This window comes from Aquirufa sp. (assembly GCF_964796385.1).
In genome coordinates this window covers 41,343-58,750 of sequence record NZ_CBAUBA010000001.1, presented here as the reverse complement: position 1 = coordinate 58,750, position 17,408 = coordinate 41,343, and the positions used below count along the sequence as shown (strand labels likewise).

Genomic DNA, 17,408 nt, shown 5'->3' with positions numbered 1-17,408 from the left:
CGAATGAGATTTTTAATCATCCTTTTTTTATTCTTGGCTTCGATTTGTGGGTTTGCCCAACAAACCCCACAGTTTTCCCAATTCATGATGAATCGGTTTTTGTATAACCCGGCCTTTGCAGGTTTTGAGGATTATTGGGATGTACAAACAGGTTTCCGGACGCAATGGACAGGGATTAATACGGCAAATCGGACGTTTTATACAACAGCTAATTTCGCTTTTGACAAATCAGATCGCACGTCTACCGGCATAACGCCCTATATGTCCAAGACGATTCGTCGGAACTATTCACCTACGTACATTCGCAAGAAAACGCGCAAAGTAAATTTCCACCAGGGTGTAGGCATGCAATTACTTTCGGATCAAATTGGTCCCATCACCAGCATGTCGCTCAGCGGTACGTATGCGTATCATTTGTCTTTGGGTGGGGAGCGAAAATTAGCTACCGGAGGGTCGATTGGGTATTACCAACGGGTAATAGATATGTCAAATTTGAATGTTCGCGATGCTGGGGATCCGTTTATTACCTATATGAATTCGTCTAATTTACCTATGGGGAGGATTTCCGGCGGTCAATCGTTGATCAATGTAGGTGCCCTATATTACACGCGTAAATTTTATGTGGGCCTTTCCGCAAACCAACCGGTTTTTGGGGATTTCTTTTACACCAACAAGAGCGGTGATAATGGACAAGAAACACGTAACGCTATTTATGATCCGTTGATTAATGAGGTTTCAGCAGATGAGACGATTGATCCGGATCGAAAACTTTGGTTATTAGCCCAATTGAATTTCAAGAAAAATGGGGCCACTCAATGGATGGGAACGGTCGCTCCCACCGTCTTTTTCCAAGCTGGCCTCGATATCACGTCTGGTGAACATTGGACTTATTCCCCTGCGGTTTTGGTCAAATACATGAAAGGGGCGACGCTAGTGGCGGAGGCCAATATGCGCGTGAAGTATGATGAGCAATTCTGGGTGGGCGGTACGTATCGCCATAAAGATGCGATTGGAATCATGGTGGGTGCGCATCTTTCAAATTCATTGAATTTGACCTATGTGTATGAAATGCATTCCAACGGATATGCGCGTCAGTCGATGGGCTCGCACGAAATTGTATTGGGGATGAAATTTAGGAATCGGATTTTCTTATCGAATCCTGCTTATTAACTTTTACGAAAGGAATCGTAGGCTTCGTTTGGCACTGGGCTTTCAATTTCAGTGGATTTAATATCCGGTTTTTCCCAATCTAAATAGCCCCTTTTCCAAGCAAAAGCGAGTCCTAGGGCAAGAATTCCAACAAATATCAACATTTCAACTAGTGCAAAAGTAGACCAGCCAGCCGCGGCTGCGGTAAGTGATTTGTCACGAAATACAACAGCCCAAGGGAATAAGAATACAAGTTCCACTTCAAAAAGGACAAATAGTAAAGCGACGACGTAAAAGCGTGGATTAAAACGCGTATTTGCGTTGCCAGTTGGCGCCTCACCCGACTCATACGTGCTCAATTTCTCCTCATTCGGCCGATTGGGGCGAATAAGCCGAGCCAGCGTCAGCAGAATGGCCACAAATAATATGCCAGCCAAAATAAATGCGGCCACATAACCGAACTGCTCAATCATGTTACTTTTTTAAATTTTAAATATCCTTTGACAATTGTAAATGTAGTGATCCCCAAGAAAAACAATATGATGTATTGGACATAATTGATAATCCAAGGGAAATGTTGCCCCATATAATAACCGCCTGCGACTAAAATACCTACCCACATCGCGGCGCCAACAATATTGAGTACAATAAAACTATACCAAGGCATGTGGCTAATGCCCGCTAAAATGGGGGTAAAAGTTCGTACAACAGGCAAGAAGCGTGAAATAACTAAGGCCATAAAGCCGTATTTTTCGAAAAAATCACGGGTTGACTCAAGATGTTTTTTCTTAAAAAAGAAACTATCTGGTCTGCGTTGAAGGGAATTTCCAAAAAACCGACCAAATAAATAACCCAAAAGTGAACCGATAACCGCCGCGAGGAAAATACTTATCATAATGGTAGACAAGGGTTCTTTAAGGACACCTGTACCGCCAAAAACCCCGGTAAGAAATAAGAGGTAATCTCCCGGAAGGAAAAAGGCAAAAAATAAACCGTTTTCAGCAAAGACAATGAGGGTAATCACCAGAAGGCCAGAGCGAATAATCGTTTCTGAGTCCGTGAGCTGATGCCACAAAAGATTTATTTCATCCATATTTTCTGAAACCCAGCGCGGGGTTTAGCCTTCCTCCCATTAATTTTTAAAATGGGAGCTTAAATATCCAATTAAATTTCGAATTTTTTCTACATTTGAGCTATGAAAAACGCGTTAGCCCTTTTATTGTTCACCCTTTTCTTTTCGGGAAGTCTTATCCCGAAGGTAGGTTTAGAGCAATCTTTTAAGGCGAATGAATTGCTGAAGCATTTTCAAGATCACCAAAAAATGAGTCCCGAGGGGATTAGTTTTGCCGACTTCCTTTGGTTGCATTACTCAGCTGACTCAAATCATACAAAAACAAGCCAACATCCCACCCTTCCTGCATTTGATATGAGTGGCGCTTTTGGCTATGTTTTACCTACTTTTTCATTGATGCTCCTTATTCCTACCTTACTTGCGTGCGTTGTTCGTTTACTTTCTAGGTGGGAAAACCAATACCAATTCTCGTATGTACGCGTAGTTATCGCGCCGCCCAGGGCCTAAAATCAATTCGATTTTTTAGGTTACTTAAACGAGCAATATGATAAATTCCATTATTTCATTTAGTATTCGAAACAAACTGGTGGTATCCCTGTTTGTCATCGGTTTAATCGCGTGGGGAGGCTTTTCTTTAAGCAAGCTGCCCATCGATGCCCTGCCTGACATTACGTCTAATCAGGTTCAAGTGATTACACAATCTCCCGCACTGGCTGCCTCCGAAGTGGAGAAATTTGTCACATATCCGTTGGAAATTTCCTTGCGAACGATCCCCAATGTCAAAGACATTCGGTCCATTTCCCGCATGGGACTATCCATTATTACGGTAGTTTTTGATGATGTTGTGGCGATGGAGGTGGCGCGCCAACAAGTCTCTGAGAAGTTGAAAGGCGCAGAGCCCTACCTCTTAAAAGGTGCGGGTATTCCAGAAATGGCGCCTATCACGACTGGTTTGGGGGAGTTTTACCAATATACGTTGGAGGTTGACCCCGCGTTTGAAGATCAATATTCATTAGCTGATTTGCGCACCTATCAAGATTGGATTGTGAAACGTCAATTATTGGGTATTCCAGGCGTGGTGGAAGTTAGTTCTTTCGGAGGGCACTTGAAGCAATATGAGGTAGCGGTTAATCCGGAGCGCCTTCGCGCACTGGGAATTCAGGTAAATCAAGTATTTACAGCGTTGCAAAATAGTAATTCCAATTCGGGAGGCAGTTATATAGAAAAAGGTACGGATGTTTATTTTATCCGCTCGGAAGGAATGCTGACCACGCTAGCCGATATCGAGCAAGTTGTCGTTGCCCAACGTGGTCCCGGTGGTATGCCGGTGCTCGTGCGTGATGTGGCGACCGTGCAATTTGGGAAAGCCATGCGCTATGGAGCGATGACCCGAAATGGGAAAGGAGAGGTCGTGGGTGCTGTGATGTTGCTGCTAAAAGGAGCAAGTGCGAATAATGTCGTTAAGGATGTAAAGCTCCGCATGGACGAGATTCAAAAAACGATGCCCCAAGGGATTAAAATTGTGCCCTTTTTGGATCGCAGTGAGTTGATTGGGAAGTCTATTTCAACCGTGGAGAAGAACTTGATTGAGGGGGGGTTGATCGTCGTATTTATATTAGTATTATTGCTCGGTAACTGGCGTGCGGGATTAATTGTAGCGTCAGTCATTCCGTTGAGTTTGTTATTTGCGTTTGTAATGATGCATATTTTTGGCGTTTCGGCTAACCTCATGAGTTTGGGTGCTATTGATTTTGGTTTGATTGTGGATGGTGCGGTGATTATTGTGGAATCAATTATTCACCGACTGCACTTGCATCGAAAGGGAGAAATGCTGAGCCAAGATGCCATGGACGAGGAAGTAAATATCTCGGCGCAAGCGATATTCCAGTCGGCCGCATTCGGAGTAATCATCATTTTAATTGTCTATTTCCCCATCATGGCTTTGGGAGGAATCGAGGGAAAAATGTTCCGCCCGATGGCCCAAACAGTAAGTTTTGCCATTATTGGTGCCTTAATCTTGTCCTTGACCTATGTTCCGATGATGGCGGCTTTATGTCTCAATAAGAAAATTAGTCATGAGATTACAATTGCAGATCGCATCATGAACTTCTTATACCGCGGTTATAAGCCCATTGTAGATTGGGCGTTGAAACGACGCAAGCAAGTGGTTATCGCTTCTGTGCTATTGTTTGGCGGCAGTTTTTATGTCTTTTCTACCTTAGGGGGCGAATTTATCCCTGAGTTGAATGAAGGAGATTTTGCGGTCGAGGTGATATTGCCCACAAATGCTTCCTTAAGTCAAAGCATTCATGTTAATACGGAGGCGCAAAAATTATTAATGAAGGAATATCCAAATGAGATTAAGCAGGTTGTATCGCGCATTGGTGCGTCTGAAATCCCAACGGATCCCATGGGAATTAATGCCTGTGATTTACTAATTATCTTAAAGGATCCGAACGAATGGACCAAGGCGGAGACGATGGAGGAGCTGGAAGAGCAAATGGATAATTCATTGAAAGTATTTCCAGAAGTTAATTTCGAATTTACCCAGCCTATCCAAATGCGCTTTAATGAGTTAATCGCTGGAGTGAAATCAGATATTGCCATTAAAATTTTTGGTGAGGATTTAGAGGAATTATTTTCCCATGCGACGGAGGCGGCGCGTTACATACGTAAAGTGGATGGGGTGGGTGACATTAAAGTGCAGCAAATCGATGGTATTCCTCAGCTTGTGGTGAAATATGATCGGACTAAAATGGCCCAATATGGGATTGAAGTGGAAACGGTAAACCAACTTATTAAAACGACTTTTGCGGGGGAAACAGCCGGGATTGTGATGGAAGGCGAAAAGCGGTTTGATTTAGTAGTTCGAATGGATAGTGCGTATCGGACGGATATCCAGAATTTACGGGAATTGTATGTGGAGCGTCCTGAAGGGGCACCGATCCCGTTGCAGGAAATTGCGCAGGTTGATTTTGAAAATGCACCGGTTGAGATTGCGCGCGATAATACGCATCGCCGGATTACCATCGGAATTAATGTGCGTAATCGGGATGTGGAAAGTGTCGTGGCGGATATTCAAAAGATCATGAAAGATAAAGTTGTCTTGCCAGCTGGATATTATGTGACGTATGGGGGAACTTTTGAGAACTTACAGGCAGCGAAATCGCGTTTGGGATTAGTTGTTCCAATTGCGCTGGTACTTATTTTTGTCTTGCTTTTCTTTACGTTTCAATCCTTTCTGGAGGCATCGATTATTTATTTGGCTATTCCCCTATCGGCGATTGGTGGAATATTTGCCTTGTGGATTCGCGGGATGCCATTTTCTGTTTCTGCTGGGATTGGATTTATTGCGTTGTTCGGTGTGGCCGTGTTAAACGGAATTGTCTTGCTGTCTTATTTTAAGCAATTGGCCTCCGAAGGACTCTCCGTGGCGGAACGCTTGCATAAAGGCTTAGAATTGCGGTTCCGACCGGTAATCATGACAGCCTCGGTGGCTTCTTTGGGATTTTTACCGATGGCCTTGAGTACTTCCCCGGGAGCGGAGGTGCAGCGTCCTTTAGCTACAGTGGTGATTGGCGGTTTGATTACGGCAACTTTCTTGACGCTGGTCGTAATTCCGGTTGTGTATTCGATTTTGATGACACTTCGGGAGCGGAAATTGAAGGCGAATACCTCTGCATTAACCCTTTTAATCTTGTTATTTGGTTTTGGTATTTCTGCGCAAACACCGCGTTTATCTTTGGATCAATGTTTGGAGTTAGCGGCTAAAAACAATGCACTATTGAAAACGGGGGGCTTGGAAGTGCAAACGGCTCAGGACCTGATTGCCACGGGCCGCGAATTGCCTAAGGGGACATTGGATTTTCAGTATGGAAAAACGCAAACCTACTTTAGTCAAGATTATACCGTGATTGCGAGTCAGAGTATCCCTTGGCCTTCATTATTAAAGGCACAGGTAAAAGCGCTGACGGCTCAAAAGCTGTTGGCAGAAAAACGCTTACAAATGACGCGTAATTTAGTTTTGGCGTCTGTCAAGTGGACTTATTCCCAAATTTTGTTGCAGAAAAGGCAGTTGGAATACCTGCAGGTACAAGATAGCATGTATGTCCAAATGAAGCGCGCGGCTAGCCTTAAGTTTAAGGAGGGGGAAACGGGTAAGCTAGAATTAGTGGCTGCGGAGGCGCGCTTGCGGGAGTTCCAACAAAAGCAAAAGGCGCTTTTGTTAGATATGAAAGCTACCTATCAGCAGCTGGGCTATTGGCTAAATCGGTCCGAACCTTTTGAAATTCAGGGGCTAGAAAAAATCACCTTGGTACTTTCAAACAGGAAAGATTTGTCGGCCGCGCCCTATGTTCAAATGTTAAATGAGCAAATTGAACAGGGGAAATTGCAGACGGAGGTGGAGCGTAAAAAGTTAATGCCTGACATCCGCGTGGGGGTGGTTTCGCAAAGTATCGAAAATCAGGTGGGACAAAATTTTGTACAAGCCGGTTTATCCATTCCTATTTTTACGAAGGGCCAAAAGGCACGGGTGGCTGCAGCAAAAAGTCAGGAACAGGTTTATGCGAGTCAAAAGGAACAAGGAGTTGCACAAGTGACGGCTGAGCTTTCGGGGTACTTGACCCAGCTAGAAAAGTACTTAGGGTCTTTGCAATATTACCAAGACACAGGTTTGGCGCAAGCGGCTTGGCTGGAGAAAACGGCTTTGAAAAGTTACCAACAAGGCGAAATTGAATATGTGGAGATGCTCGCAAATACGCAGCAGGCTTGGCAAATTCGGGAACAATATTTACAGGAGGTTTTGGCGTATAACCAATCTATCATTCAAATCGAAACTATTTTAGGCAATGAATAAGTACATCATTTTATTAATCGCAGTGATTGCCGCAAGTTGTGGTAAGAAAGAAACGACTGAGGAGGCGCAAGCCCCTAGTGTCATCCAGTTGAGTGTGGATCAAAAGCAGCGCGCGGGAATCGTTTTAGGTCAGTTGGAGCAGCGCGAGATCGCGGAACGTATTTCGTGTACGGGATTGGTGGATGTGCCACCTATCTCTCAAGCATCTGTTTCTATCCCTATTTCGGGTTATGTAAAATCTACGTTTGAATTATTGCCTGGCAAGCAGGTAGCGAAGGGTCAAATTTTAGCTACCCTAACCAGTTTAGATTTTATTCAAATGCAGCAAGAGTACTTGCAAGCACAAAGTCAAATGAGCTTGTTGGTGTCCGAGCGTTCGCGCCAGCAGGTCCTTCAGGCGGAGGAAGTTGGATCCAAGAAAAAGTTCCAGCAGTCGGAGGCTGATCTAGGTAATTTGCAGGCCTTGACTAAGTCGTTGGCATTAAAATTGGAGATTTTGGGTTGTGACATGAAGTCTTTAGCGCAAGGAAATATTAATTCGACGTTGGCGGTTAGAGCTCCGATAGCTGGGTATATCGATGAGCAGTTTTTGGCTATAGGCAAGTTTGTATCTCCTACGGATGTGTTGGTTAAGATCGTGGGTGTAGCGCATAAACATATCGAATTAAAGGTATTTGAACGGGATTTAGCGAAAATCAAGTTGGGGCAAGTGATTGAGTTTAGTGGTAATGGGATGGCTTCGAAGGCCAAGGTATTTTTAGTAGGTAAGCAGGTAGATTTGACGACACGGCTGACACCCATTCATGGTCATTTTGTATCGGAGGCTGCGGAGGCGAATTTTACGATTGGGCAGTTTGTGAATGCGGAGATACAGGTAGGGACCCAACGGATGTTGACAATTCCACAAGCCGGTTTAGCGCGTGTGGGCAAAGGCGGGTTTATTTATGTGGAGCTTGCGAATGGGGCGATGAAGCAAATTCCTGTGGATATACGAGGTGCCTCGCAGGAGTATGTGGGCATCATTCCTAAAAAAGCATTGCCAGCTGGCCAGGTCGTGTTACAAGGCGCATCAGCGTTGGAAGCTATTTTTGCCAAAGATTAAGGCATAAATCCTTGCCAGTGGGGGTAGGATTTCCAGGATGCTGGGATTTCAATTTCTTGGTCGAATAGGCCAAAAAGTGTAGATCCGGAGCCACTCATGGCGGCATAGATTGCGCCAAGTTCGTATAATTCAGTTTTGATCTGCGCGAGCAGTGGATATTTTGGAAAGAGGCTTTCTTCAAAATCATTGGAGAGGGTCTCTTTCCATGTTTCTGGGGCTTGGGTAATGGCCTTACTGATTTTGATCGGGGCTTTTTTAGGTTTAATTCCGGCAAAAGCTTCTTGCGTTGATATACCAAAATTAGGGTAAATCAATACGAGGTATTTACCTGAAAGATTCAGGTCTATTGGCTGCAGTATTTCGCCTCTTCCTGTTCCGATTTGCGCTTTTTCGGTTATAAAAAAGGCGCAGTCACTACCTATTTTTGCTGCGTAAGGGATTAATTGGTCGTTAGTTAACGGTAATTTAAATAAATCGCGCAGTCCTTTCAGCGTAAAGCTGGCGTCGGATGAACCGCCGCCGAGTCCGGCTCCCATGGGAATTACTTTGTGCAGGTGTATGTGTACTGGCGGGAAATTGTGGTCTGCTTTAAGTGCTTCATAGGCTCTAAAACACAGGTTTTTCGCGATTGGGCCCTCGATGTTTAATCCGCTTGATGTGAAACCAAACTGCTCGCTTTCGGTGATTTCTAGTACGTCGGACCAGGGAACGTGAATGAAACAGGTTTCTAGATCATGAAATCCGTCCGGACGTTTCTTGGTAATGTAAAGGCCGAGGTTAATTTTTGCGTTTGGGAATAGGATCATATTAGTCTTCTAGCATGTTTTCGATCCAGGTAAGTTTCAGTACGAGGTTCATAAAAAATAAGGCGCAGGCTCCCATGAGAAATGCGAAAGCGGATGACACGTGTTCTTCTTCTCGAATGATTAATTTTCTAGATTTTTCCAGTGTGTCTATTTCCTTAAAAATGGCTTGCAGGGTTGTTTGGTCGGTCGCACGGTAAAATCGTCCATTGGACTTTGCTGCGATTTGTCGGAGCGTAGTTTCATCAACAGGATCGAGTGAGGGCATTAAACTACCTACGGCAATAGTATACACTTTTATGCCAAAGGTTTTGGCTAATGCTGCTGAGGTGAGTGGATCTAAATTTCCAGCCGTGTTATTTCCATCGCTTATCAGAATATTGATTTTTTTCGGGTTGGGTTCATCACGGACTTGGTTGATGCTCATACCGAGTGCGTCGCCAAGAGCCGTTCCTTCTTCAGGAATTAGGTCACTTTGTAGGCGGTCAATACTTTGGAGTAGGAATGTGGTATCTTGGGTTAATGGGCTTGCTAAATAGGGTGCGCCGGCAAAAGCAATTAGGGCGATGTTGTCGTATTTCCGTGCTTTTATAAAGTTTTTTGCCGTTTTTTTGGCTACTTCAATGCGGGATGGTCGTACATCTTTGTTAAGCATAGAAGATGACAAGTCGATGGCCAACACAATTTCGACGCCTTCTTGTTGGATGCGCTGATGGTAAACAATTTGGTATGGATCTGCGGCCGATAGAATTAGGCAAACCAGACATAAGCTTAAGATTGTATCTGGGAAGAAGCTAAGTAGGCGTATAAGTTTATTTTGCTTGAGTGGTATTGCGAAAGATAAGGCAAGTTTTGATTTTGATTTACGGCGTAATAGGTACCGAACTAAAAGTAGTAGAAGCGGCAATGGAAGGAGATATAGGAACAATTCATTTTCCCATCGAAAGTTGAAAATCGATTCTAATTGGTTCCAAAAAGAATTTAGTGTTTGTATCATCCGTTCTTTTTTTCTAGACTTATTTTTTCACGCTCGATTATATATAATGATTGGGCAATTTCGGTAAGTAAATTAACTGCGCTTACTGTTTTTTCGGAGAAGTTACCCCCGTAAATCGCGGAATCAACTTCTTTAAGAACTTTGACGAGGCGTTTGTCTTTTAAATTGTCAACCATTTCCGTTGTCGTGAACGTAGAAAAAGGGAGTTTAGTTAAGTTTTCAAGGTAGTTTTTCCAAAGAGAAAAAGCATTTTCGAGGTTCTGAAGTCCTTTATTGGTGTTCGAAATATTTCGTTGGAGCCGTTGGAACGCACGCTTAAAATCAACGTTTTTTCGCCAAAGCAGGTAGATTCGCATGCCACGCTTGATGCGGTTGCCAAAAATCCAATAGACGAGACCGATCAGTAAGATTAGGCTGATGCTGTTCCACAGCACATTTTTGAGGTCTGTTTTTGGCTCAAGTGGAGGAATCGGAATGGCTTGGTAAAGTGAATCCATGTCGATGGACTTGGCATTGGGTACTAATCGTTTTAAAAATATCGTATCGGGCTTGTCGGCAAGCACCGTACAATCCGAATTCACCCACGTATAAACAGGAATTTGTAGTAGTTGGTAATCGTCTATCTCGAATGATTTGAAGGTATACACGGCGGAGTCTACGCTGTAGTTCCCTTGGGTACGTGTTGTAAAGTAGTCTTTTTTGACGGGGTATAATTCACCAAATCGCTGGTTAATACTTGGAAAGAATACTTCTTGTCCTTTGGGGTGGGTGACTCGAAGGCTGTAATGGAAGTCTTGGCCGATTTTAGCGGAGTCCTCAACAAATTGCCCTTGTATCTGAATAGGTCGTGTTTGCATTATTTTCGGACTCTAAATAGTTTAACGAGGGCGGGGACAAAGTCTTTGTCAGTTTGTATGGGTACATAATCTGCCTGCCATTGTTTACAAAGGTTTTTGAGGGCTTGTAGGCGGGAGGAATTTTCGTTTAATCGGGATTTAAATAATTTGGATGAGGTATTAACGTAGGTGGTGGTTCTACTTTCGGGGTCAAATATTGGGATTATGCCTAAATTTGGCATGTCGATTTCGAGTGGGTCGTGAACTTGAATGACGATAAGGTCGTGTTTTTTTGCGACGGCTTTAAGAAGATCTTCGTAGCCTTCGTCAAGAAAGTCGGACACGACAAATACGAGGCTTTTTCGATTTAGTGTTTGAAGGGTAAATCGAAGACCTGCTTTTAGGTCGGTGCTTGTATTTTCGGGTTGTAGTTTAAAAAGTTCTGAAATGACGCGATATCCATGTTTTTTTCCGGAACTGGGGGCCATAAATTTTTCAATTTTATCGGTATATGCGCAAAATCCAATGTGTCCTGCTTCTTGGAGGGCAGAAAAGGCGAGTACGCCGGTGACTTCTTTGAGGATGCTTAACTTCGAATTTGATTCGCGGCCTACGAGAAGCGAGGCGCTTACGTCGAGTAGGAAGAAAACGGTTTGTTCTTTTTCTTCTTTAAAAAGTTTGACGAAAGTACCGTGGCCTTTGGCGGTTGTGTTCCAATCGATGTGCCGGACATCGTCTCCGTATTGGTATTGACGTAGGTCACTAAACTCCAATCCTGATCCTTTAAAAACGGAGGAAAAATTGCCGTGCATTTGGGTGTTAATCGCTTTTCTGATGCGAATCTCCAGTTGCACAATCCGGGAAAGAAATGATCGAATATCCATTTCTGAGATCAGGTATTTTGGCTTAGAATGGCGCTAAATTACCTATTTTTTGAGCAATTTGAATGAAATCTGAGAAAAGCTTTCTAATTTAAGCCTTTATTTGACAGATGAAATTTAGCTATTTGGTAGTTTTATTGGCGCTTTTTGGGTGCTCAGAATTGGGCAAGTCCGAGCGCATTGAGGAAAAGAAAATGGCTCAAATTTTGGCAGATATACATTTGGATGAAGCGAATATTGGGTCGATGGCGATTTCGAATATGGATTCGAGTTTGGTGATGTATCATTTTTTGGAGCGGAAGACATTTAAGCGACATGGGGTGGATTCTTTGGCGTTTGTGAAAAGTTTCGAGTCTTATGCGAGGGAGCCTGATGATTTTATTCGATTATATGCCCAAGTGAAGCAGGTTGTGGCGGAGAAGCGCAAAAAGTCTCAGCGTCGTTGATCATGAAAATTGCTTTATTAGTGCTCCTAAATTTTTCGATTATGGCCCAAATGCCATTTCTTCAAGGCCATCGTGGTTGCCGCGGTTTGTACCCAGAAAACTCGATTCCGGCATTTGCTCATGCGTTGGACATGGGTGTTCAGGTACTTGAGATGGATGTTTGTCTTTCGGCGGACGGCCAAGTTGTGGTGAGTCATGAGCCGTATATGAATTCGTTGTATGCGAGTCATCCTTCGGGGAATCCGGTGATGAAGTCGGAGGAGGCATCTTTGAATTTGTTTCGGATGTCTTATGCGGAAATCATAACGTATGATGTGGGGAAGCGCGGAAATCGCTTGTTTCCCGAACAGCGTGCGGTGGCGGCGGTTAAGCCTTTATTGTGGGATGTGTTGGCTTTAGGTGAGGCGTTTCGGCAAAAAACAGGGAAGTCAATTTACTATAATATTGAGATTAAGTCGGATCCGGCTGAATATGGCAAATCGCAGCCTGCGGATGTAGCCGATTTTTCGAAGTCGGTGCATGCCGTGATTGCCGCGGCGGTGGATTGGAAGTTTGTGGTGTTGCAGAGTTTTGATTTTGATGTACTTCGGTATTGGAATAAGGTTTGGCCAAAGGTCAGCTTGTCTGCCCTAGTTGATAACGAATCTCCTTCATACGTAGTGACGGAATTGGGCTTTACGCCAGCGATTTACAGTTCGAGTTACAAGCAATTGGATGGAGCGCGGATTGCATTTAGTCGTGCGAATAATATGCGGGTGATTCCGTGGACGGTGAATGCGCGGGAGGATATTCAAAAAATGATTGATTTGGGGGTGGATGGTTTGATTACTGATTACCCGAATCGTTCGCCAAAACTTCCATAGATGTCCTTGTTTAATGAGACTTTGTTGTGGTTTATGAAGCGGCGCATGCCGCGGATTGAGGAGATTTATACGCGTCCTTTGGAATTGCAGTATGATGGATTGACGCAATTGATTGAGGCTGGAAGAGATACGGAATGGGGTCGGAAGTATGGTTATGATGATTTTACGTCTTATGAAACGTTTCGGAGGCGTGTCCCGATTTCCACTTATGAGGAGATGGTGCCATATATTGAGCGTATGATGCAGGGAGAGCAGCAGGTTTTATGGAATTCGCCGATTTCTTGGTTTTCGAAGTCGTCGGGGACGACGAATGCACGGAGTAAGTTTATTCCAGTTTCAAAGGAGGCGCTTGAGCAGTGTCACATGATGGGGGGAAAGGATATGATTTCGCTATTGATTCATAATAAGCCGGATACGAAGATTTTTGAGGGGAAGGGTTTGTCGATTGGGGGGAGTTTGTCCACGGACTCGATGAATTCTCAAATGTTGATGGGGGATGTATCGGCGGTGGTGATGAAGAATTTGCCGATATGGGCACAGATGATTCGGACGCCGTCATTGGATGTAGCGTTGATGGGGGATTGGGATCAGAAAATTGAGAAGATGGCTTTGGAGACGTCTCAAGAGAATGTGACGAGTATTTTGGGGGTGCCTACGTGGACATTGGTGTTGATTGAAAAGATTTTGGAGATTACGGGGAAGCGGTCGATATTGGAAGTTTGGCCGAATTTTGAGTTTTTGGTTCATGGTGCGGTGGCATTTGGTCCGTATCGTGATTTATTTCAGTCGCATATCTTTCCATCGTCGGAGGTTCGATTTTTGGAGATTTACAATGCGTCGGAGGGGTTCTTTGGCATTCAGGATGATTTAAATAAGCCGGATGAGATGTTGCTGATGCTGGATTATGGGATTTTTTATGAGTTTATTTCGATGGGGGAAACGGGTGAGGAGATGGATTCGATTATTCCGTTGGAGCAGGTGGAATTGGGGGTTAATTATGCGGTGGTGATTACGACGAATTCGGGTTTGTGGCGGTATAAGATTGGGGATACGGTGCGATTTACGTCCTTGAGTCCTTTTCGCGTGAAGATTTCGGGTCGGACGAAGCATTTTATTAATGCCTTTGGGGAGGAGTTGATTATTGAGAATGCGGAGCGGGCGGTGGCAATGGCGTGTCGAGAAACGGGGGCTGAGATCAAGGATTACACGGCGGCGCCGGTGTATATGGATGGGGGGAAGCGTGGTAGTCATGAATGGGTGGTTGAATTTTCGAAAGCACCGAAAGATTTGTGTACCTTTGCGGCTGTGTTGGATCAGAGCTTGCGGGAAAGCAATTCGGATTATGATGCGAAGCGTTCGTATGATTTGGTTTTAGGTCCTCCGCTAATTCAGGTGGCGCCTCAGGGCACATTTTATTGCTGGATGCGGAGTCGCGGGAAGTTGGGTGGTCAGCACAAGGTACCTCGTTTGAGTAATCATCGGGAATTTATAGACGGAGTTTTGGCTCATATTAATCAATAACATGGCTTTAAAAGAAACAATTGAGGCGGGCATCAAAGATGCGATGCGTGCAAAAGATGCAGATCGTTTACGTGCGTTACGTGCGATTAAATCGATGATTTTATTGGAGGAAACTTCAGGGTCTTCTGATGGGGGTATTTCGGCGGATGCGGAGATGAAGATTTTGATGAAGGCTGCCAAGCAGCGGAAGGATTCGTTGGAGGTTTATGTGGCTCAAAATCGTCCTGATTTAGCGGAGAAGGAGCAAGTGGAGTTGACGATTATTGAGGAGTTTTTGCCAAAGCAATTATCGGATGCGGAATTAACTACGCGTATTGCGGAGATTATTGCGTCTGTGGGTGCGACTAGTCCGGCGGATATGGGTAAGGTGATGGGTGTTGCGTCGAAGCAGTTGGCTGGTTTAGCGGATGGCAAGGCAATTTCGGTGATGGTGGGTGAATTATTGAAAAAATAAGATGGTATTAGAGAAGCGGGCGATACGGAATTTGAGTTTGGAGATGTTGAAACAGGAGATGGTTCAGCATGGGGAGCCTGCGTTTCGTGCGAAACAGGTATATGAGTGGATTTGGAAGAAGTCGGCCCGCTCGTTTGATGCGATGGGAAATATTCCAAAGTTGACGCGTGAGTGGTTGGATACCAATTTTGATTTGCAGTGTGTGACGACGGCGGAGATGCAGGTGAGTACGGATCGCACGATTAAGTCGAGTTTCGCCTTATTTGATGATCATTTAATTGAGGGGGTTTTGATTCCGACGCGGGAGCGGATGACGGCGTGTGTTTCGTCGCAGGTGGGTTGTTCGTTGACGTGCAGTTTTTGTGCGACGGGGTATATGGATCGGAAGCGGAATTTGGAGGCTTTTGAGATTTATGATCAGGTGGTGTTGATTCGGGATCAGGCGCAGGAGAAATATGGAATTCCTTTGACAAATATTGTGTATATGGGGATGGGGGAGCCTTTATTGAATTATGCCAATGTGTTGAAGTCGGTGGAGATGATTACGTCGCCGGAGGGTTTGGGTATGGCGTCGCGTCGGATTACGGTTTCGACGGCGGGGATTGCGAAGATGATAAAGAAGTTGGGCGATGATCAGGTGAAGTTTAATTTGGCCTTGTCGTTGCATGCGGCGAATGATGAGAAGCGGAATCGCATTATGCCGATTAACGAGTCGAATACCTTGGAGGCTTTGGCGGAGGCGTTGCGGTATTTTTACGAGAAGACGGAGAATGAGATTACGTTGGAGTACATCATGTTTAATAAGTTTAATGATTCGGTCGAGGATGCGCGGGAGTTGTATGAATTTGCGCGTCGGTTGCCGTGTAAGATTAATATTATTGAGTACAATCCGATTAAGGAGGCAGATTTTGTGAATGCGGAGGCAGATGCGTTGGCTAAGTTTACGGCGTTTTTGGAGAGTAAGAAGATGATTGTAAATGTCCGCCGATCGCGCGGCAAAGACATTGATGCTGCTTGTGGGCAGTTAGCCGGTAAAAAATAAGCCCATGAATGAGCTTTTTCCCATATTTTTAAAGTTGGACCGTTTGAACACGCTGGTCGTGGGGGGCGGGAATGTGGCGCTTGAGAAGGCGTCTGCGTTATTGCGCAATTCGCCTGCGGCGCGGGTGACGATGGTGGCACCGATGTTTCGGGCGGAGACGCTGGAGTTTTTGGTGGATTACTCGCAGGTTGTTTTGTGTGAGCGTGGGTTTGAGATGGCGGATTTGGATGGTCGGGATTTGGTGATTTGTGCCACGGATGATCGGGCTCTTCATGAGACGATTAAGGAGACGTGTGCTGCGCGTCATTTACTATGTAATGTTGCGGATACGCCGGACTTGTGTGATTTTTATTTGGGGTCGATTGTGCAGAAGGGGGATTTGAAGATTGCGATTTCTACAAATGGCAAGTCGCCTACTTTAGCGAAGCGGATACGGGCGTTTTTGGAGGATGTGATTCCGGAGGAGATTCAGGAGGGGCTTGAGGGGATGGAGGCTGTTCGGAAGACGTTGAAGGGTGATTTTCAGGAGAAGATTCGGGTGTTGAATGAGCTAACGAAGGGGGTGATATTTAGAAAGTAGCTCCTTACCTTTGCCAATCCTCCAAGGTTTGGCAAAGGTAGGGTGGTAAGGTGTGATTTTCAATGTTTGAACTTAGAATATCAAGAAGTTGATAACTTTGGATTTAGGCTATTAGGGGCTAATAAATGTGGTTAGATTTAATGAAAAATCTAATCACTATGTCGCAATTAGCTCATTATTTGACTCGTTTTCAATCGGGTAATTTTTATCACATTTATAATCGGGCCATTGATCGCAAGTTGATGTTTAAGTCGCGCTCGAATTATCATTATTTCATGCGGCTTTGGAAAAAATATCTTGATGGGTATTTGGATGTAGTTTCTTATAGCCTCAATGCGAATCATTATCATTTTTTAGTTCGTGTTCGCTATTTTAGTCCCGAGCAGCTCATGGGACGGACAGAGCACGAGGTGATTGCCGAACAGTTTAAGATTTTTTTTCGAACATATGCGTTAGCTTTTAATAAGAATCATGTGCGGACGGGGTCTTTGTTTGAAGGGCCATTTAAGCGGGTGCTTGTTGGCGATAATTATTATTTGACTTATTTGATTCATTACATTCATACGAATCCGGAAAAGAATAAGTTATGCACTGATTTTAGAACATGGGAATGGAGTTCGTATAAGTACATTGTTAAACCCAGTGATTCTATTGTTGACAGGAAGTTTGTATTAGAATGGTTCGGGAGTCTTCGTGAGTTTACCCAATTTCATATGAAGGAAAATCAAGAAATTGATATTCGCTCTTTTTTGTCTGGGGATGAAGATTGAAAAAATCTTAAAATCTATACCTTTGCCAAACCTT

At 44.3% G+C, this 17,408-nt stretch carries 17 protein-coding genes; 11 read left to right on the top strand and 6 right to left on the bottom strand.

Features of this window, described 5'->3' with window-relative positions; genetic code table 11:
* Positions 1–3: 3 nt before the first annotated feature.
* On the top strand, positions 4–1,170 hold the full coding sequence (locus tag AC1W6K_RS00335; protein ID WP_481946002.1) for a PorP/SprF family type IX secretion system membrane protein: 1,167 nt from the start codon (positions 4–6) through the stop codon (positions 1,168–1,170).
* Here AC1W6K_RS00335 and AC1W6K_RS00330 read toward each other — a convergent pair.
* Positions 1,167–1,622: an NADH-quinone oxidoreductase subunit A gene (locus tag AC1W6K_RS00330; RefSeq protein WP_481946001.1), complete on the bottom strand. Its 456-nt coding sequence runs from the start codon at positions 1,620–1,622 to the stop codon at positions 1,167–1,169. The genes AC1W6K_RS00335 and AC1W6K_RS00330 overlap by 4 nt on opposite strands.
* Positions 1,619–2,242 carry a DedA family protein gene (locus AC1W6K_RS00325; protein ID WP_481719085.1) on the bottom strand — a complete coding sequence of 208 codons (624 nt, stop codon included), beginning with the start codon at positions 2,240–2,242 and terminating at the stop codon, positions 1,619–1,621. The genes AC1W6K_RS00330 and AC1W6K_RS00325 overlap by 4 nt, the downstream gene beginning before the upstream one ends.
* 102 nt (positions 2,243–2,344) lie before the next feature.
* Here AC1W6K_RS00325 and AC1W6K_RS00320 point away from each other — a divergent pair, with 102 nt between their 5' ends.
* The 3 genes from AC1W6K_RS00320 to AC1W6K_RS00310 are packed head-to-tail and all read left to right on the top strand — an operon-like array spanning position 2,345 to position 8,181.
* Positions 2,345–2,728, top strand: coding sequence for a hypothetical protein (locus tag AC1W6K_RS00320; protein WP_481946000.1), 384 nt, complete (start codon positions 2,345–2,347; stop codon positions 2,726–2,728).
* 37 nt (positions 2,729–2,765) lie between these two features.
* On the top strand, positions 2,766–7,079 hold the full coding sequence (locus AC1W6K_RS00315; protein WP_481945999.1) for a CusA/CzcA family heavy metal efflux RND transporter: 4,314 nt from the start codon (positions 2,766–2,768) through the stop codon (positions 7,077–7,079).
* Positions 7,072–8,181 carry an efflux RND transporter periplasmic adaptor subunit gene (locus AC1W6K_RS00310; protein WP_481945998.1) on the top strand — a complete coding sequence of 370 codons (1,110 nt, stop codon included), beginning with the start codon at positions 7,072–7,074 and terminating at the stop codon, positions 8,179–8,181. The genes AC1W6K_RS00315 and AC1W6K_RS00310 overlap by 8 nt, the downstream gene beginning before the upstream one ends.
* Here AC1W6K_RS00310 and ispE read toward each other — a convergent pair.
* The 4 genes from ispE to AC1W6K_RS00290 are packed head-to-tail and all read right to left on the bottom strand — an operon-like array spanning position 8,178 to position 11,701.
* Positions 8,178–8,987, bottom strand: coding sequence for a 4-(cytidine 5'-diphospho)-2-C-methyl-D-erythritol kinase (gene ispE / locus AC1W6K_RS00305; RefSeq protein ID WP_481945997.1), 810 nt, complete (start codon positions 8,985–8,987; stop codon positions 8,178–8,180). The genes AC1W6K_RS00310 and ispE overlap by 4 nt on opposite strands.
* A gap of 1 nt (position 8,988) precedes the next feature.
* The gene (locus AC1W6K_RS00300; RefSeq protein ID WP_481945996.1) at positions 8,989–9,981 is read right to left on the bottom strand and encodes a VWA domain-containing protein; all 993 of its coding nucleotides are present in this window, start codon (positions 9,979–9,981) and stop codon (positions 8,989–8,991) included.
* Positions 9,978–10,838 carry a hypothetical protein gene (locus tag AC1W6K_RS00295; RefSeq protein ID WP_481945995.1) on the bottom strand — a complete coding sequence of 287 codons (861 nt, stop codon included), beginning with the start codon at positions 10,836–10,838 and terminating at the stop codon, positions 9,978–9,980. The genes AC1W6K_RS00300 and AC1W6K_RS00295 overlap by 4 nt, the downstream gene beginning before the upstream one ends.
* Positions 10,838–11,701 carry a DUF58 domain-containing protein gene (locus AC1W6K_RS00290; RefSeq protein ID WP_481945994.1) on the bottom strand — a complete coding sequence of 288 codons (864 nt, stop codon included), beginning with the start codon at positions 11,699–11,701 and terminating at the stop codon, positions 10,838–10,840. The genes AC1W6K_RS00295 and AC1W6K_RS00290 overlap by 1 nt, the downstream gene beginning before the upstream one ends.
* Positions 11,702–11,808: 107 nt before the next feature.
* On the opposite strand from AC1W6K_RS00290, the gene AC1W6K_RS00285 reads away from it, so the two are divergent.
* The 7 genes from AC1W6K_RS00285 (at position 11,809) to AC1W6K_RS00255 (ending at position 17,374) form a co-directional block, all read left to right on the top strand.
* Positions 11,809–12,144: a DUF4296 domain-containing protein gene (locus tag AC1W6K_RS00285; protein WP_481719093.1), complete on the top strand. Its 336-nt coding sequence runs from the start codon at positions 11,809–11,811 to the stop codon at positions 12,142–12,144.
* A 2-nt stretch (positions 12,145–12,146) separates the two neighbouring features.
* A complete protein-coding gene (locus AC1W6K_RS00280; RefSeq protein WP_481945993.1) occupies positions 12,147–13,007 on the top strand; it encodes a glycerophosphodiester phosphodiesterase family protein in 861 nt (286 codons plus the stop codon).
* On the top strand, positions 13,008–14,528 hold the full coding sequence (locus tag AC1W6K_RS00275; protein ID WP_481945992.1) for a GH3 auxin-responsive promoter family protein: 1,521 nt from the start codon (positions 13,008–13,010) through the stop codon (positions 14,526–14,528).
* Position 14,529: 1 nt separating this feature from the next.
* Positions 14,530–14,982, top strand: coding sequence for a GatB/YqeY domain-containing protein (locus AC1W6K_RS00270; RefSeq protein WP_481945991.1), 453 nt, complete (start codon positions 14,530–14,532; stop codon positions 14,980–14,982).
* 1 nt (position 14,983) lies between these two features.
* Positions 14,984–16,024, top strand: a complete 1,041-nt coding sequence (rlmN, locus tag AC1W6K_RS00265) for a dual-specificity RNA methyltransferase RlmN (protein ID WP_481945990.1) — start codon at positions 14,984–14,986, stop codon at positions 16,022–16,024.
* Positions 16,025–16,028: 4 nt separating this feature from the next.
* A complete protein-coding gene (locus tag AC1W6K_RS00260) occupies positions 16,029–16,604 on the top strand; it encodes a precorrin-2 dehydrogenase/sirohydrochlorin ferrochelatase family protein (protein ID WP_481945989.1) in 576 nt (191 codons plus the stop codon).
* Positions 16,605–16,744: 140 nt separating this feature from the next.
* Positions 16,745–17,374 (top strand): transposase, encoded by a 630-nt coding sequence (locus AC1W6K_RS00255; RefSeq protein WP_481945988.1) that lies wholly within the window; start codon positions 16,745–16,747, stop codon positions 17,372–17,374.
* The last annotated feature ends 34 nt before the right edge of the window (positions 17,375–17,408 follow it).

What these genes read in the sequence shown, in the direction of transcription:
- AC1W6K_RS00335 (WP_481946002.1), top strand. Translation starts at nt 4, where the DNA reads ATGAGATTTTTAATCATCCTTTTTTTATTCTTGGCTTCGATTTGTGGG.
- AC1W6K_RS00330 (WP_481946001.1), bottom strand. Translation starts at nt 1,622, where the DNA reads ATGATTGAGCAGTTCGGTTATGTGGCCGCATTTATTTTGGCTGGCATA.
- AC1W6K_RS00325 (WP_481719085.1), bottom strand. Translation starts at nt 2,242, where the DNA reads ATGGATGAAATAAATCTTTTGTGGCATCAGCTCACGGACTCAGAAACG.
- AC1W6K_RS00320 (WP_481946000.1), top strand. Translation starts at nt 2,345, where the DNA reads ATGAAAAACGCGTTAGCCCTTTTATTGTTCACCCTTTTCTTTTCGGGA.
- AC1W6K_RS00315 (WP_481945999.1), top strand. Translation starts at nt 2,766, where the DNA reads ATGATAAATTCCATTATTTCATTTAGTATTCGAAACAAACTGGTGGTA.
- AC1W6K_RS00310 (WP_481945998.1), top strand. Translation starts at nt 7,072, where the DNA reads ATGAATAAGTACATCATTTTATTAATCGCAGTGATTGCCGCAAGTTGT.
- ispE (WP_481945997.1), bottom strand. Translation starts at nt 8,987, where the DNA reads ATGATCCTATTCCCAAACGCAAAAATTAACCTCGGCCTTTACATTACC.
- AC1W6K_RS00300 (WP_481945996.1), bottom strand. Translation starts at nt 9,981, where the DNA reads ATGATACAAACACTAAATTCTTTTTGGAACCAATTAGAATCGATTTTC.
- AC1W6K_RS00295 (WP_481945995.1), bottom strand. Translation starts at nt 10,838, where the DNA reads ATGCAAACACGACCTATTCAGATACAAGGGCAATTTGTTGAGGACTCC.
- AC1W6K_RS00290 (WP_481945994.1), bottom strand. Translation starts at nt 11,701, where the DNA reads ATGGATATTCGATCATTTCTTTCCCGGATTGTGCAACTGGAGATTCGC.
- AC1W6K_RS00285 (WP_481719093.1), top strand. Translation starts at nt 11,809, where the DNA reads ATGAAATTTAGCTATTTGGTAGTTTTATTGGCGCTTTTTGGGTGCTCA.
- AC1W6K_RS00280 (WP_481945993.1), top strand. Translation starts at nt 12,147, where the DNA reads ATGAAAATTGCTTTATTAGTGCTCCTAAATTTTTCGATTATGGCCCAA.
- AC1W6K_RS00275 (WP_481945992.1), top strand. Translation starts at nt 13,008, where the DNA reads ATGTCCTTGTTTAATGAGACTTTGTTGTGGTTTATGAAGCGGCGCATG.
- AC1W6K_RS00270 (WP_481945991.1), top strand. Translation starts at nt 14,530, where the DNA reads ATGGCTTTAAAAGAAACAATTGAGGCGGGCATCAAAGATGCGATGCGT.
- rlmN (WP_481945990.1), top strand. Translation starts at nt 14,984, where the DNA reads ATGGTATTAGAGAAGCGGGCGATACGGAATTTGAGTTTGGAGATGTTG.
- AC1W6K_RS00260 (WP_481945989.1), top strand. Translation starts at nt 16,029, where the DNA reads ATGAATGAGCTTTTTCCCATATTTTTAAAGTTGGACCGTTTGAACACG.
- AC1W6K_RS00255 (WP_481945988.1), top strand. Translation starts at nt 16,745, where the DNA reads ATGAAAAATCTAATCACTATGTCGCAATTAGCTCATTATTTGACTCGT.